At 62.8% G+C, this 16,292-nt stretch carries 12 protein-coding genes; 1 reads left to right on the top strand and 11 read right to left on the bottom strand.

The genetic code is table 11. The features are described 5' to 3' along the window. Positions 1-4 precede the first annotated feature (4 nt). The 11 genes from NPS47_RS17400 to NPS47_RS17350 all read right to left on the bottom strand — a co-directional run bounded on the left by NPS47_RS17400 (position 5) and on the right by NPS47_RS17350 (position 10,921). Entirely contained in the window at positions 5-964 is a 960-nt protein-coding gene (locus tag NPS47_RS17400; protein WP_274296052.1) for an AAA family ATPase, read from the bottom strand. A gap of 189 nt (positions 965-1,153) precedes the next feature. Continuing rightward, positions 1,154-2,086, bottom strand: a complete 933-nt coding sequence (locus tag NPS47_RS17395; RefSeq protein ID WP_274296051.1) for a phosphatidate cytidylyltransferase — start codon at positions 2,084-2,086, stop codon at positions 1,154-1,156. 2 nt (positions 2,087-2,088) lie between these two features. Next, complete coding sequence (locus tag NPS47_RS17390; RefSeq protein ID WP_274296050.1) at positions 2,089-2,709, bottom strand: lysophospholipid acyltransferase family protein; 621 nt, start codon at positions 2,707-2,709, stop codon at positions 2,089-2,091. A gap of 9 nt (positions 2,710-2,718) precedes the next feature. After that, complete coding sequence (locus NPS47_RS17385; protein ID WP_274296049.1) at positions 2,719-3,174, bottom strand: hypothetical protein; 456 nt, start codon at positions 3,172-3,174, stop codon at positions 2,719-2,721. Further along, the gene (locus tag NPS47_RS17380) at positions 3,164-4,516 is read right to left on the bottom strand and encodes a phosphatase PAP2/dual specificity phosphatase family protein (protein WP_425313521.1); all 1,353 of its coding nucleotides are present in this window, start codon (positions 4,514-4,516) and stop codon (positions 3,164-3,166) included. The genes NPS47_RS17385 and NPS47_RS17380 overlap by 11 nt, the downstream gene beginning before the upstream one ends. Further along, positions 4,516-6,273 (bottom strand): bifunctional alpha/beta hydrolase/class I SAM-dependent methyltransferase, encoded by a 1,758-nt coding sequence (locus NPS47_RS17375; protein ID WP_274296047.1) that lies wholly within the window; start codon positions 6,271-6,273, stop codon positions 4,516-4,518. Before NPS47_RS17375 ends, NPS47_RS17380 begins: the two co-directional genes overlap by 1 nt. Before the next feature lie 10 nt (positions 6,274-6,283). Then, positions 6,284-6,907 carry a CDP-alcohol phosphatidyltransferase family protein gene (locus tag NPS47_RS17370; RefSeq protein WP_274296046.1) on the bottom strand — a complete coding sequence of 208 codons (624 nt, stop codon included), beginning with the start codon at positions 6,905-6,907 and terminating at the stop codon, positions 6,284-6,286. 189 nt (positions 6,908-7,096) lie between these two features. After that, the gene (locus tag NPS47_RS17365; protein ID WP_274296045.1) at positions 7,097-8,425 is read right to left on the bottom strand and encodes an MFS transporter; all 1,329 of its coding nucleotides are present in this window, start codon (positions 8,423-8,425) and stop codon (positions 7,097-7,099) included. Positions 8,426-8,470: 45 nt separating this feature from the next. Continuing rightward, entirely contained in the window at positions 8,471-9,664 is a 1,194-nt protein-coding gene (gene lhgO / locus NPS47_RS17360; RefSeq protein ID WP_274296044.1) for an L-2-hydroxyglutarate oxidase, read from the bottom strand. Positions 9,665-9,782: 118 nt separating this feature from the next. Beyond that, a complete protein-coding gene (locus NPS47_RS17355) occupies positions 9,783-10,493 on the bottom strand; it encodes a FadR/GntR family transcriptional regulator (RefSeq protein ID WP_157191789.1) in 711 nt (236 codons plus the stop codon). Positions 10,494-10,567: 74 nt separating this feature from the next. Further along, positions 10,568-10,921, bottom strand: a complete 354-nt coding sequence (locus tag NPS47_RS17350) for a hypothetical protein (protein ID WP_274296043.1) — start codon at positions 10,919-10,921, stop codon at positions 10,568-10,570. A gap of 349 nt (positions 10,922-11,270) precedes the next feature. Between NPS47_RS17350 and NPS47_RS17345 the strand changes: the two genes are divergently transcribed. Beyond that, positions 11,271-16,136 (top strand): NAD-glutamate dehydrogenase, encoded by a 4,866-nt coding sequence (locus NPS47_RS17345; protein WP_274296042.1) that lies wholly within the window; start codon positions 11,271-11,273, stop codon positions 16,134-16,136. Positions 16,137-16,292: the final 156 nt, after the last annotated feature.

Genomic DNA, 16,292 nt, shown 5'->3' with positions numbered 1-16,292 from the left:
GGCGTCAGGCGACGGCGACGACGTCGAGGACGCGCTGGATCACCCGGTCCTGATCGATCCCGGCGGCCTCGGCCTCGAAGGAAAGAATGATGCGGTGGCGCAGCACGTCGAACAGCACGGCCTGGATGTCTTCGGGGCTGACAAAGTCGCGCCCGGCCAGCCAGGCGTGGGCGCGTGCGCAACGGTCCAGGGCGATCGAACCGCGCGGGCTGGCGCCATAGGCGATCCAGTCGGCCAGCTCGAGGTCGAACTTGGCCGGCGTGCGGGTGGCCATGACCAGTTGCACCAGGTACTCCTCCACCGCATCGGCCATGTACAGGCCAAGGATCTCCTTGCGTGCGGCGAAGATCGCTTGCTGGCTGACCCGGCGTTCGGGCTTGGCTTCGCCATTGAGTGCTTCGCCGCGAGCCTGCAGGAGAATCCGGCGCTCCACGGAGGCATCCGGGAAACCGATTTTCACATGCATGAGGAAACGGTCGAGCTGGGCTTCAGGCAGCGGGTAGGTGCCTTCCTGCTCGATCGGGTTTTGCGTGGCCATGACCAGGAACAAGGGCGACAGCTCGTAAGTGCTGCGCCCGACACTGACCTGGCGTTCGGCCATGGCTTCGAGCAGGGCCGACTGAACCTTGGCCGGGGCGCGGTTGATTTCGTCGGCCAGAACCAGGTTGTGGAAGATCGGCCCTTGCTGGAATACGAAGCTGCCGGTTTCCGGACGGTAGATTTCAGTACCGGTGATATCGGCCGGGAGCAGGTCGGGGGTGAACTGGATACGATGGAACTCGGCTTCGACGCCTTCGGCCAGTTCCTTGATGGCCTTGGTCTTGGCCAGGCCGGGGGCGCCTTCGACGAGCATGTGGCCGTCGGCCAGGAGCACGATGAGCAAGCGCTCGACGAGTTTTTCCTGCCCCAGAATCTGGGTTGAAAGAAAGGTGCGCAGCGCGATCAGCGCCTCACGGTGTTCCATCGTTGAAGGTTCCTGGACAAAAGCCTGGGCGTGCGGCGTGAAAGCGCCCGGGCGGGGGCTGTTACTTTAATCCATCCGGGCCTCAGGCTACTAATGGCGGCAGGTTATTTTGTGCAAATCGCCAACGCCTCGCGGGGCAAGCCCGCTCCCACCGGCTGTGGTAGGAGCGGGCTTGCCCCGCGAGCGATCTCAGGTCCACCAGTAACGCACCAGGTGAAAGAAGATCGGTGCGGCAAAGCACACCGAGTCCAGGCGATCGAGCATGCCGCCATGACCTTCGATCATGTGCCCCCAGTCCTTGACGCCACGGTCGCGTTTGATCGCGGACATGACGATACCGCCGGCAAAGCCCAACAGGTTGATCAGCAGCGCGATCAGGAACGACTGCCAGAGGTTGAACGGGGTAATCCACCACAGCGCAGCGCCAATCAGCGACGCCAGCAACAGGCCGCCGACAAAGCCTTCGACGGTTTTCGACGGTGACAGGTTGGGGGCGATCTTGTGTTTGCCAAACAGCTTGCCGCAGACGTACTGCAGCACATCGGACAGTTGCACGACGATCACCAGATACGCGATCAGCAACAGGTTGCGGCCCTCGTAGCCGGCGATGTCCAGGGTCAGCAGGGCCGGCACGAAGGATATGCAGTACACCGCAATCATCAGACCCCACTGGACTTTGGAGGCGCGCTCGAGAAAATGCGCGCTGTCACCGCCCAGGGACGCGAGGATCGGCAGGAGCAAGAACACGTAGACCGGGATGAAGATCGAGAACAATCCGTACCAGTCGGCGTAAATCAGCAGGTATTGCAGCGGCAGCGCCAGATAGAACGCTGCCACCAGGGCCGGGTAGTCGCTGCGCCGGGTCGGGGTCAGGGTGAGGAATTCACGCAGGGCGTAGAACGATACGGCGTAGAACAGCAGGATCACGGCGCCGTTACCCAGCCAGAAGGCGATGCCGATGACCAGCACCATCACCCACCAGGCATTGATCCGCGCATTGAGGTTGTCGATCACGGCATTGGCGCTGCCGCCGGTTCGCCATTTGAGGATCAAGCCGATCAGCGAGGCTGCCAGCAGCAGTGCGCCGATGCCGGCAAACAACGTCAGGGTCTGGTTATCCATGTTCAGCAATGCTCCGGGGCCAGGTCCAGTAACGCAGCACGGCTACGTTGAAGAAATTGTGTTTTGCTCTCGCCATCTTCGAGCTCAAGCGGTGCGCCGAAACTGGTGGTGCACAGCAACGGCAACGGCAGTACACGGCCCTTGGGCATGACCCGATTGAGATTGGCGATCCACACCGGCACCAGTTGCACCTGTGGGTAGGTTGTGGCCAGGTGAAAGATGCCGCTTTTGAATGGCAGCAGGCCGTCTTCCTGATTGCGCGTGCCTTCGGGGAAAATGATCAGCGAATCACCAGCCTCCAGGGCATCGAGCATCGGTTGCAGGGGATTGGCCTGTGGGTCGTGGCGCTCACGGTCGATCAGTACGCCATTGAATACCTGATTGATCACATAGCGGCGCAAACCAGAGGTTTGCCAGTAATCGGCCCCCGCCACCGGTCGAGTGGTTTTGCGCAGCGCCGGCGGCAGCGAGGCCCACAGCAGGACGAAGTCGCCATGGCTGCTGTGATTGGCGAAGTAGATGCGTTGCACAGGCTCCGGGCCGCAGCCGAGCCACAGGCTGCGGGCACCGGTGATTGAGCGTGCGGCGGAGGTGATGAGGTGCGCGACCAGGGGTGCGAGCATAGGGATTCCTTATCCGGCTGTGGTCCACCAGGGGCTGGCCAGCAGGCAGCCCAGGGTCAGGAGTAGTTGCGCCGCGAGCACCAGCGCTTGGCGGCGCAGCAGCGCCAGGGCGCCGCGACTGCGTTCAGACCACGCTCGGCCGCCGCGTTCGGCAGCTTGCAGGCCCAGTGCAGCCAGGGCGTGATCCAGCGCTCGGGTATTGTCGTTCAGCGCTGACGGGTCATCGGCCAGGCGCTGGAACAGATCGGCATCGAAGGCCACCCTCAGCGCCCAGTATTTTTGCACTGCCCCCAGCATCAGCAACATGCAGCCGGCGCTCAGGGCCCAGGGGTTGAACGTGGCCAGCCACCAGGGGCCGAGCCCGAGCACCACGCCCAGCAATGTCAGACCGGTGGATAGGTGATCCAGGCTGCGTCCGCGGCGCAGCAGGCTGGCGACACAATAGAGTTGCATTTCAGTGGCCATAGACCCTCGACTGATGTTCGCTCAACGGCGCCAGGGCCTGACGGTGCGCAGCGTGCAGGACCACCCGCGGGCGTGCCTGGCGAAGCCGTTCGAGGGCAGCGTCAACACTGGCGGCGCGGCCAGTGTGCAGCAACCAGGCTGCCACTGCCGTTGCACTTCGGGAGTAGCCCAGGGCGCAGCAGACCAGCACCGGGCCGTGCTGGCGCAGGCGTTCCAGCGCCTCGGCAAGTTCAACGCATTGCGCCGTCGTGGGGGCCGTCAGATCGAGTACCGGCGCTGCCTGATAGGCCGCGGTGCCAGGATCAAGGGGCAGCTCGGCGCACAGGTCGAGCACGGCGTTGAACGAGCTGTTGCGTAGTTGCGCGGCAGTAGGGATACGTCCTAGCCAGACGTCATCGATTACCCGGTCTGGCTGCGGGTGTTTGCGCGTCCACAGCCTTGAGTTGATCCAGGCAGCGGCCAGATACGGCGCCAGCAACCAGCAGGCGGCAGGGCTCAAGCGACCGTTGGCGCCTTTCTGAAAACCGGCGGCATCGAACAGCGCATAGTTCAGCGCCACCAGCAGCAGTGCCAGCGCAGGCCAGAGCAACCACAACGCGCCGCCGCCGAGGGCGAAGGCGGGGATGGCAAACAGCGCAGCACCCAGTGTGTAGCGCACTGCCAGCTGCCAGCGCTTGCGGTCGCGTGTCAGCTCTAGCCGTTGCAGCATGCCGGGGCGCTCCAGTGGCCACAGCCAGACACAGAGCCAACCGGCCAGGGCGCCGGTGGGCACATCGATAAAGTGGTGCTGGTAGGTGGTCAGTACCGAAACGCCGATCAAGGCAAACCAGCCGTGCACCAGCCAGCGCCACAGCCCCCGGCAATGCTGGGCGTAGCACACCCACAACACCACCAGCAGGGCGATGTGCAATGAGGGGGCCTGATTGAAGGGTTTGTCGAACCCTGCAAGTACGGCAAACAGCCAGCCGAACATACCGTCGAGCTCGGGTCGTTCGAACGTGAAGCGCAAAGGCCAGAGCAAGAAGCAACTGACGGCAATCAGCTGGGCAGTGAGCAGGCGCAGGGCATGACGTTTGAGGGCCTGGCGGCTGCGCGGCAGCAACAGGGAAAAGCCGTACAGCAGGTCGATGGACCAGTAGGGCACGATGGTCCACGGCCAGAACGGCACATGTTGTTCCCAGGCAAACACCAGGCTGGCGACATCATCGCGCTGGGCGGTGACCCAGGTGGCGAAGCCGTAAGTGCCGAAAAACAGCGGCGCCAATAGCAGCAACCAGAGCACGGCGGGTTTCAGCAGGCCAGGTTCGCGTGCGGTCAGCGGGGCGGCGGCGCTCAGGCTCATCATTGCACCCGCTGGGCGAGCGAAACGCTGAAGATCCCCCATTGGTCGATGCGCTGGGTCACCTTGCGAAAGCCTGCCGCCTCCACCAACTGATCCATCTCGGCCTGGCTGCGGCGGCGCATCACCCAGGCCTGGCCGGCGCGATGGCTGGTCAGGGCGCGGGCGATCAGCTCCAGTTGCGGGTGCCAGGGTTGCCCGGTGTAGACCAGATAACCTCCTGGTTCGATGGCATCGGCCAGCCCGGCCAGGGAGTTGCTGACCATCTGATTGTCGGCAAACAGTTCATAGAGCCCGGAGACCACCGCCAGGCTCGGTTTTGGCGACAGCGCAGCCAGGTCCTCACGGTCGAATGCATCGCCTTTGACGAACCGGGCGATGTCGCCAAGGCCCTTTTCAGCGATCAACGCACTACCGTCGCGCACGTTGATGTCGCTGTAGTCGCGCAGCAGGATCGACTCCGGCAACGGGCTCATGCCGTGTACCGCCTCAAGGATGTAGCGGCCGTGACCGGCCGCGATATCGACGATGCGCACCGGCTGCTGCTGTTCGCGCAACCCGGCGATGGCCAGGCGTAGCAGTTCTTCGACATGCAGCTTGCGTTGGCGGATACCGCGCCAGCCGATGGAGTCGAGGTAATTGCGATCGATCAGCCGGCCAAGCGGCGACAGCCCGGTGGCGCGGTTGCGGTACACGTAATCGAGGGTGCTGCCCGAGTCGAAACCGGTGTCAAAACCCAGCTTGACCCCGGCCGACAGTTTGCTACCCAGGCCGAGACTGGCACGGGTCATGCGCCAGTACAGGTCGCGCAGGGAGTTGCGTGGCAGCGCGGTGGCCAGCGATTCGGCCTCGGCACAGGTGGCGCCGAGGCGGTCGGCGTCCAGCAATGACGGGCGATGCAACGGGCGGGCGAAATTCTGCAGGATAAAGCGGCGCATGCGGGCGATGACCGGGGCGCGATCTTTTTCGCCCAGGGTGTCGTGGAAGAACCCCGGCAGAATGTGTTTCTCCTTGTGCACGCTGCCCAGGCGCTCGAAAAACTGTTCCTGGGGTTTGCGATGCACCACAAAGTCGGCGCCGGAGATCAGCAACTGGGTCGGTACGCCGATCGCCTGGGCATCGGCGACCACGCGTTCGCCCGCTTCGTAGAGGCCCAGCAGCACATTGACCGAAATGCTCTTGGTGATCAGCGGGTCCTGGTCGTAGGACGCTACACGCTGTGGATCGTGGGTGAGAAAGCGGGCCTTGACGTAACTGTCGACAAAAAAGTTGCCGCGCAGTTTACCCAGCAAAGCCAGCCCCGGCCGGGCCAGGGGCACGTAAAGTTTGACTTTGAACGCCGGCGAGGCGAGCACCAGGGCGCGGATGCGCGGGGCATAGTCGTGAACCCAGGTGGCAACGATTACCGCACCTACGCTTTGGGCAATCACGGCGATGTGTTCTTCGGCGATGCCATGGGCCTGGGCCAGGTGCTCGCAGAAGGTCTGTACGTCCCGGGCGCTGGTGGCAAAGCTCGGGCTGTCGCCGCGGGCGCCGGGTGACTGGCCGTGGCCACGGGCATCCCAGGCGAAGAAGTCAGTGTCTGCCAGGTCCAGTTCATCCACCAGATGGGCAATGCGCCCGGAGTGTTCGTGACCGCGATGAAACAGCAGCACGGCCTTGCGCGGCTCGGCCGGCGTGGCGCTGCTGGCTGGCCAGTGGCGGTAGTACAGTGCTACGCCGTCATGGGTGGTGAAGGTCTGATCCTGAGCTTCGCGCATTGCAATTTCCTTATGCTGATGGAGCGTTTTCCTGTACTTCTTTGAGGCCCTGGCGCACCCGGTTGATCAGGGTATACACCAGCAAGCCGGCAATCACCGCGAACACTGCATTGATCCAGGTGGCGCTGAGCCAACCCAGGGCAATTGCAATGGCCAAGGCACCGAGCACGAAGGCGCGGTCGCTTTTGCCCATCGGGCCGTCATAGCGGCGTGAGGCGCCGACCATTGGCCCGAGCACGCCAGTGTACTCGCTGAACACCGCCAATAGCGCGACCAGCACTACCGCAAACGCGCTGACGCCTGGCAGCAGCGCGAAAGGCAGGATCAGCGCACTGTCGGCAACGATGTCGCACAGTTCGTTGAGGTAGGCCCCCAGGTGCGACTGCTGGCCGAATTCTCTGGCCAGCATACCGTCAATGGCGTTGAGGGCCATGCGCAGGATCATCCACAACGGAATCAGGATGAACAGCCAGGCGTGCTGGGCGAAGAGGGCGATCAGGCAGCCAAGCAACACCGAGCAGGCACCGGCCAGCAAAGTGATCTGATTGGCGGTGACATTGCGTGCGTGCAGGCGTTTGACCAGCGGGCGCAGGAGGTTCTGGAAAGCAGGTTTGAGTTGGTAGATGGACACCATCGGAGCAGGTCTCGACCGGTCAGGGAACAGGTTGGGGTCAGGATGGCGCCGGGCAAAGGCGCGGAGCGCCATCAGGGGCTGCAGTGTTACGCAAAAGCAACTGTAGAGGAAATCCCGGTAGTGCTACAGGTTGCGATACAGGCGGGGCCCGCGTAGCCCGAAGACTACGCGGGTGAGTGAGGCGATGTTTCAGTTCTTGAAGCTGGAATGTTTGCGTCCTTGGTCACACAAGGCAAACACCACCACCAGCACGGCCGCTACCGCCAGGATCACCGCCACCCCATCGGTGGAGTGGGTCGCGGAGCTGGCCACCAGGGCCAGGCCGCCCAGTGGTGCCAGGCCACCGGCGACGGCAGTACCGATCTCGCGACCGGTACCGAAGCCCGAGGAGCGGGTCTGGGTCGGGAACTGGCGGCTGAGGAACGAGCCCTGGGGAGCGAACATCATCGGCGCGAGGATGCCGGTACCGATGGCGATCGCCAGGTAGATCATCATCGGCTCGCCGGTGTTGAGCAGGGCCAGGAACGGATAGGCGAACAGCACCGAGAAGACCCCGCCGAGCATCAGCACGGTCTTGCTGCTCCACTTGTCGCACAGCCAGCCGAAGAACGGCACGGCGATAATCGCCACCAGGCTGGCGATGGTCACCGACAGCGAAGTGACATGCGCTTCAACGCCTTTGTACTGGGTCAGGTAGGCCAGGGAGAAGGTCTTGAAGATGTAGCTCAGGGCGTTGTAGCCGATGGCGACGAAGAACACCACGGCCAGACCCTTGAGGTCGTTTTTGAACAGCAGCTTGAGTGGCGACACCTGCGCTTTGCGCTGAGTTTTGTCGAGCTCTTTGAAGTCCGGGGTTTCCGGAATGCTTCTGCGTACCCACAGGCCGACCGCGACCAGCACGATGCTGCAGATGAACGGAATGCGCCAGCCACCGGAGAGCAGGAATTCGTTGCCGTTCATGGTCAACAGGTACACGGTCAGCGACGACAGCAACAGGCCCAGGTTCAGCCCCAGTGCTGGCCAGGCACCCTGGCTGCCGCGCTTGCCTTCACTGGCGTGCTCGTAGGAGGTGACCGCCGCGGCGGAGAGTTCGGCGCCAGCCCCCAGCCCTTGAATCACGCGGACCAGAACAAGGATGATCGGCGCCCAGATGCCGATCGAGGCGTAGCTGGGGATCAGGCCGATCAGGGTGGTGCACACCCCCATCAGGCAGAAGGTGATGACCAGTACCTGCTTGCGCCCGAAACGGTCGCCCAGGTAGCCGAACAGGATGCCGCCGAAGGGCCGGGCGATAAAGCCGATGGCAAAGGTCGAAAACGCCAGCAGCGAGGCCACGGCCGGGTTGCTGGGATCGAAGAACACCTTGGAGAACACGATCGCCGCCATGGTGGCGTACAGGTAAAAGTCATACCACTCCAGCATCGAGCCGAAAATGGTCGCAGCCGCGACCTTGCGCAGGCGCTTTTTTTTCTGTTCCGGGGATTCTGTCGCGGCCACAGCCGCCTCATGTACCGACATCGGAGGTTTCCTTTTTGTCTTTGTAGTTATGGTGTTCAGCAGGGTTCAGCGTGTCTTGAAGATCCTGTCGGCGATCATCTGGCCGATCGGGATCGCCGAGGTGGCGGCCGGTGAAGGGGCATTGCAGACATGCACCATGCGCGGCGTCTCGGCGAACAGGAAGTCGTGCACCAGGGTGCCGTCGCGCATCACCGCCTGGGCGCGGATCCCGGCTTCATAGGGCAGCAGGTCTTCGATGTTCAGCGACGGGCAGTACTTGCGGCATTGCTCCAGGTAGCCGCCCTTGAACAGCGAGTTCTTCATCTCGGTGGTGCCGGAGCCGAGGTTGGCCCAGATGGTTTTCCAGAAACCAGGGAAGCGTGCGTATTCGGCGACGTCGCGCCAGTTCACCGAGAATTTCTTGTAGTTCTCCCGGCCCAGCCCTAGTACGGCGTTGGGCCCGACGGTGACGCTGCCATCGATCATTCGCGTCAGGTGCACGCCGAGAAACGGCAACTCGGGGTCGGGGATCGGGTAGATCAGGTGGTTGACGATGTCGTTCTTGCTCGCCGGCAGGCGGAAGTATTCGCCGCGAAACGGAATGATCTGGTGATCGATCTTGACCCCGGCCAGTGCTGCCAGGCGATCCGACTGCAGACCGGCACAGGCCACCAGCTGACGGGCCTGCCAGACCTTGTCATCACTGCTGACGGTGACGCTGTCGCCGCTCTCGACGATTGCGCGCACGGTGGTCGACAGCTGCACCTCGCCGCCTGCGGCCTGGATCACCCGGGCCATGGCCTGGCACACCTGCTTGTAGTCGACGATGCCGGTGGCATCGAGAAACAGTCCGCCGAGGCCAACGATGTTCGGCTCGCGGCGTTGCAGTTCGGCAGCGTCCAGTTGTTCGACCTTCAGGCCATTTTGCTGCGAACGTTCGTAAAGCGCGTGCATGCGTTGGACTTCCAGCGGGGTAGAGGCCACCAGCAGTTTGCCGCAGACATCGAACTTGATCTTGTGCTCGGTGCAGAACGCCTTGGTTGCCTCGGCGCCGCGCTTGCACAGGTCGGCCTTGAGGCTGCCCGGGGCGTAGTAGATGCCCGCATGGATGACGCCACTGTTGTGACCGGTCTGGTGCCTGGCTAGGCTCGCTTCCTTTTCCAGAATCAGCAGCGAAGCGCCGGGCTGGCGTTCGAGGAGCGCCATGGCGGTGGCGAGGCCGACGATGCCGCCGCCGATGATGCAGTAGTCGTAAATCATGCAGGTGTCACCTTGGCTTGTTCTTGTCAGAGAGTCTGCTTATCAGGTTGTCAGACTAAGTCGGTCAAACAAAAGGGCGCTGTGCACCAGCGCCCGCTATTCATGGCAGTTCAAGGGTTCAATCGATGCTTGGCAATTCCAGTTTCAGGCGTTTGGCCGAGGCGCGCAGGTGGGCCTCAGCGCAGGCAGCGGCGGCATGCCGGTCGCCATCGGCGATGGCCTGGTACAGCGCCTGATGCTCGCGGTTGGCATCCGCCGAACCACCCACCGAGTGGGCTGCCGAGTTTTCCCAGGCGGTTTTGCGGGCGGCGGCCAACTGGCCACGAAGAAAGTCGTGGAAGGCCACGAAATAATCGTTTTTGCTGGCGTCGGCGATGGCACGGTGAAACTCGACGTCAGCGGCTGCCGCAGCGGCAAAGTCGCTGCGCTTGTCGAGCATCTCCTGCAGGGCCTTGTTCATCCGCGCCAGGTCCGCGGCATCGCGGCGCTGGGCGGCAACCGAGGCAGCCTGGGTTTCGATCCACAGGCGCACTTCGAACATCTGCACCAGGTCCGGGCGACGGCCCTGGCCGGAAGGGAAGCGGAACACCGTGCCGGTCGGGGTTTGCGAAATGTACGAACCCAGACCGCGACGGGCGATCAACACACCATCGGCCTTGAGCTGGGCCACCGCCTCGCGCACTACCGAGCGGCTGACGTTCAGCTGTTCGGCCAGTTGCTGTTCGGTGGGCAGGCGCGATTCGGCCGCCAGGCGCCCGGAATCGATCTCTGCACGAATGGCACCGACAACGCGTTCAACCAGCGTATCGGGGCGCTGAAGCTCAAGCATGGGGTATTGCTCATTAATCAGGTTGTCAGACAATGCCTTCGGGAGGGTTTCTTGTCAAGAAACCGCAATCGCCATTACAGCTCCCTGACGTAGGTGCCAGTGCCCTTGAGGATGTTCTGCAAGGTCTCTTCGACTTCGGCCAGGTCGGTGCCGTCGCTGCTCAGGGTGATCTCCAGGTGATCATCGCCACCGAGGGCGTCGGCATCCAGCGGCGCAACCTCGATCAGCAGTCTGGTTTTGCCCAGGGTGACCTTCAAGCCATCGACCGGGGCGTAGTGGTCGTCGAGGGTGATGTCCACGCGGTCTTCGTCCGGGTAGCGGGTCATGAGGAACATCCGGCCCTTGTCGCTGTGGCAGCACAAAGTGGCCATGTTGTCTTCTTCATCATCGCAAGGGGTGGCGAAGAGCAGGGCGGTGGTCAGTTGCATGAGTGGCTCGATAAATAAGTTGAAACACGATTCTGCCAGTCTTCGGCGCCCGGATAAACGTGGACCTGCACCTCAATGACCGAATATGTCGCAGCACCGCAAGCAGGGGCGGGCGGGCACTCGTTAAGCTGCGCTGTCGATGGTCACCCGTAAAGACACAGCTCCGCCTGGAGCAGTCGTTTTTGCAGATGCCCATCCGTGGAACGAGTGCCTGTGACTTGTTAGTCATGATTTGCACCCGTTCCGATGGTTTTTCCGTCCTCCTGCTACGGGTTGGCTATCGTTGATCCGTAGAGGGCGGACGCGCGCGACGCTTCACTCCATAACAAAGCCCAGCGGAGTACCACAGATGGCGTTTTTCACCGCAGCCAGCAAAGCCGACTTCCAGCACCAACTGCAAGCGGCCCTGGCGCAGCACATCAGCGAACAGGCACTGCCACAAGTGGCGATGTTCGCGGAACAGTTCTTCGGCATCATTTCTCTAGACGAACTTACCCAGCGCCGCCTGTCGGACCTGGCCGGTTGCACCCTGTCGGCCTGGCGCATCATCGAGCGTTTCGACCCAGCCCACCCCCAGGTCCACGTCTACAACCCCGATTACGAGCGTCATGGCTGGCAGTCGACGCACACTGCGGTTGAAGTACTGCACCATGACCTGCCCTTCCTGGTTGACTCGGTACGCACCGAACTCAACCGTCGCGGCTACAGCATCCATACCCTGCAGACCACCGTCCTGAGCGTGCGTCGCGGGGCCAAGGGCGAGCTGCTGGAAGTCCTGCCCAAGGGCACTCAGGGCGAGGGCGTTTCACAAGAGTCGCTGATGTACCTGGAGATCGATCGCTGCGCCAACGCCGCCGAGCTCAATGTGCTGAGCCGCGAGCTGGAGCAAGTGCTGGCCGAGGTGCGCGTTGCGGTGGCCGACTTCGAGCCGATGAAAGCCAAGCTGCGGGATCTGCTGGCGCTGGTCGAACAAACCGCCTATGCCCCGGCCCAGGCCGAGAAGGCCGAGGTCAAGGACTTCCTGGAATGGCTGGTGGGCAACCACTTCACCTTCCTCGGTTATGAAGAGTTCGTGGTCCGCGCCGATGCCCAGGGCGGTCAGCTGGTGTATGACGAGCAGTCGTTCCTCGGCCTGACCCGTCTGTTGCGCGCCGGCCTGACGGCCGAAGACCTGCGCATCGAAGACTACGCGGTCAATTACCTCAACGAGCCGTTGCTGCTGTCCTTCGCCAAGGCCGCTTACCCGAGCCGTGTGCACCGTCCGGCCTACCCGGATTACGTCTCGATCCGCCAGCTGGATGCCGACGGCAAGGTCATCAAGGAATGCCGCTTCATGGGCCTGTACACCTCCTCGGTGTACGGCGAGAGCGTGCGCAACATCCCTTACATTCGTGGCAAGGTGGCGGAAGTCGAGCGTCGCTCGCACTTCGACCCCAAAGCCCACTTGGGTAAAGAACTGGCCCAGGTCCTGGAAGTGCTGCCGCGTGACGACCTGTTCCAGACCCCGGTCGACGAGCTGTTCAGCACCGTCATGTCGATCGTGCAGATCCAGGAGCGCAACAAGATCCGCGTGTTCCTGCGCAAGGATCCGTACGGCCGCTTCTGCTACTGCCTGGCCTATGTGCCGCGCGATATCTACTCCACCGAAGTACGGCAGAAGATCCAGCAGGTGCTGATGGATCGCTTGAAGGCCAGCGATTGCGAGTTCTGGACGTTCTTCTCCGAGTCGGTGCTGGCGCGTGTGCAACTGATCCTGCGCGTCGATCCGAAAAACCGCATCGACATCGACCCGCAACAGCTGGAAAACGAAGTGATCCAGGCCTGCCGTTCGTGGCAGGACGACTATGCCAGCCTGACCGTCGAAAGCTTCGGCGAAGCCCAGGGCACCAATGTCCTAGCCGACTTCCCGAAAGGCTTCCCGGCCGGCTACCGCGAGCGTTTCGCCGCCCATTCGGCAGTGGTCGACATGCAGCATGTGCTCACCCTGTCCGAGCGCAAGCCGCTGGTGATGAGCTTCTACCAGCCGTTGACCCAGGCCGGCAAACAGCAGCTGCACTGCAAGCTGTACCATGCCGATACGCCGTTGGCGCTATCGGACGTCCTGCCGATCCTGGAAAACCTCGGCCTGCGGGTGCTCGGCGAGTTCCCGTATCGCCTCAAGCATGCCAATGGCCGTGAGTTCTGGATTCATGATTTCGCCTTCACCTATAGCGAAGGCCTGAGCCTGGATATCCAGCAGCTCAACGACACCCTGCAGGATGCCTTTGTTCACATCGTCAATGGCGATGCGGAAAACGACGCCTTCAACCGCCTGGTACTGACCGCCGGCCTGCCGTGGCGCGACGTCGCGCTGCTGCGTGCCTATGCCCGCTACCTCAAGCAGATCCGCCTGGGCTTCGACCTGGGGTACATCGCCAGCACCCTGAACAACCACACCGACATCGCCCGCGAGCTGACGCGGTTGTTCAAGACCCGCTTCTACCTGGCACGCAAGCTCACCAGCGAAGACCTGGACGACAAGCAGCAACGTCTGGAACAGGCCATCCTGACGGCGCTGGACGACGTCCAGGTGCTCAACGAAGACCGCATCCTGCGTCGTTACCTGGACCTGATCAAGGCCACCCTGCGCACCAACTTCTACCAGACTGACGCCCACGGCCAGATCAAGTCGTACTTCAGCTTCAAGTTCAATCCCAAGCTGATTCCCGAACTGCCCAAGCCGGTGCCGAAGTTCGAGATTTTCGTCTACTCGCCGCGCGTCGAAGGTGTGCACCTGCGCTTCGGCAACGTTGCCCGCGGAGGTCTACGCTGGTCGGACCGTGAGGAAGACTTCCGTACCGAAGTGCTGGGCCTGGTAAAAGCCCAGCAGGTGAAGAACTCGGTAATCGTGCCGGTCGGGGCCAAAGGTGGCTTCCTGCCGCGCCGTCTGCCGCTGGGCGGCAGCCGTGACGACATCCAGGCTGAAGGCATCGCCTGCTACCGGATCTTCATTTCCGGTCTGCTGGATATCACCGACAACCTCAAGGACGGCGCCCTGGTGCCACCGGCGAATGTCGTGCGTCACGACGATGACGACCCGTACCTGGTAGTGGCCGCCGACAAGGGCACCGCCACCTTCTCCGACATCGCCAACGGCATTGCCATCGACTACGGCTTCTGGCTCGGCGATGCCTTCGCCTCCGGTGGCTCGGCCGGTTACGACCACAAAAAAATGGGCATCACTGCCCGTGGCGCCTGGGTCGGCGTGCAGCGTCACTTCCGTGAGCGCGGCATCAATGTCCAGAAAGACCCAATCACCGTGGTCGGCGTCGGTGACATGGCTGGTGACGTGTTCGGCAACGGTTTGCTGATGTCCGAGAAGCTGCAACTGGTGGCCGCATTCAACCACCTGCACATCTTCATCGACCCGAACCCGGAGCCCGCCAGCAGTTTTGCCGAGCGCAAGCGTCTGTTCGACCTGCCGCGTTCGGCCTGGAGCGACTACGACACCAGCATCATGTCCGAAGGCGGCGGGATCTTCCCGCGCAGCGCAAAAAGTATTGCGATCACCCCGCAAATGAAAGAGCGCTTCGCCATCGAAGCCGACAAGCTGACCCCGACCGAACTGCTCAACGCCTTGCTCAAGGCGCCGGTTGATCTGCTGTGGAACGGCGGTATCGGTACCTACGTCAAGTCCAGCGAAGAAAGCCACGCCGATGTCGGCGACAAGGCCAACGACGCCCTGCGTGTCGACGGCGACGAGCTGCGCTGCAAGGTGGTGGGTGAGGGCGGTAACCTCGGCATGACCCAGCTCGGTCGGGTCGAGTTCGGTCTCAATGGTGGCGCCACCAACACCGACTTCATCGACAACGCCGGTGGCGTGGACTGCTCTGACCACGAGGTCAACATCAAGATCCTGCTCAACGAAGTGGTGCAGGCTGGCGACATGACCGAGAAGCAGCGTAACCAGCTGCTGGGCAGCATGACCGACGAAGTCGCCGGTCTGGTGCTGGGCAACAACTACAAGCAGACTCAGGCACTGTCTCTGGCCGCGCGTCGGGCCAAGGAGCGCATCGCCGAGTACAAGCGGCTGATGGCCGACCTGGAAAGCCGTGGCAAGCTGGACCGGGCTATCGAGTTCCTGCCCACCGAAGAACAGCTGGCCGAGCGCCTGGCGGCTGGCCAGGGCCTGACCCGCGCCGAGCTGTCTGTGCTGATCTCCTACAGCAAGATCGACCTCAAGGAGCAGTTGCTCAAGTCGCTGGTACCGGATGACGATTACCTGACGCGTGACATGGAGACCGCGTTCCCGCCGTCACTGGTGAACAAGTTCGCCGAGGCCATGCGTCGCCATCGCCTGAAACGCGAAATCGTCAGCACCCAGATCGCCAACGATCTGGTCAACAACATGGGCATCACCTTCGTTCAGCGCCTGAAAGAGTCCACCGGCATGAGCCCGGCGAACGTTGCCGGTGCCTACGTGATCGTGCGCGACATCTTCCACCTGCCGCACTGGTTCCGGCAGATCGAGGCGCTGGACTACCAGGTGCCTGCGGAAATCCAGCTGACCCTGATGGACGAGCTGATGCGTCTGGGCCGTCGGGCGACCCGCTGGTTCCTGCGCAGCCGCCGTAACGAGCAGGATGCCGGGCGCGATGTTGCGCACTTCGGGCCGAAGATCGCCGCGTTGGGTCTGAAGCTTGACGAACTGCTCGAAGGGCCGACCCGTGAGCGCTGGATGACCCGTTACCAGGGCTTCGTCGAAGCCGGAGTGCCAGAGCTGCTGGCGCGTATGGTGGCCGGTACTACGCACCTGTACACCCTGTTGCCGATCATCGAAGCGTCCGACGTCACCGGCCAGGATCCGGCGGAAGTGGCCAAGGCCTTCTTCGCGGTGGGCAGTGCCCTGGACCTGACCTGGTACCTGCAGGAAATCAGCAACCTGTCGGTGGAAAACAACTGGCAGGCCCTGGCCCGCGAGTCGTTCCGCGATGATATCGATCTGCAGCAGCGGGTGATCACCATTTCCGTCCTGCAGATGACTGATGCGCCCGAAGACATGGATGCCCGGGTGGCGCTGTGGCTTGAGCAGCACCGTGTAATGGTCAGTCGCTGGCGTGCCATGCTGGACGAGCTGCGTGCCGCAACCGGTACCGATTACGCCATGTACGCGGTAGCCAACCGCGAGCTGGTCGATCTGGCCATGAGCGGCCAGGCGGCAGTGGTGCCATCCTGAGTCTGAGCTGAAATGAAAAAGCCCCGGCATCTGCCGGGGCTTTTTTGTGGGACCACGGTGGGAGCGGGCTTGCCCCGCGAGGCGATGTAACTGACAACCCGCAATCGCGGGGCAAGCCCGCTCCCACCGTGTAGCCGCTAGCCAATCAAGACAGTT

The sequence above is a fragment of the Pseudomonas putida genome (assembly GCF_028682475.1).
GTDB classification, from domain to species: domain Bacteria; phylum Pseudomonadota; class Gammaproteobacteria; order Pseudomonadales; family Pseudomonadaceae; genus Aquipseudomonas; species Aquipseudomonas putida_AG.
The sequence above is the reverse complement of the archived record's forward strand: the minus strand, read 5'-3'. Positions and strand labels throughout refer to the sequence as shown.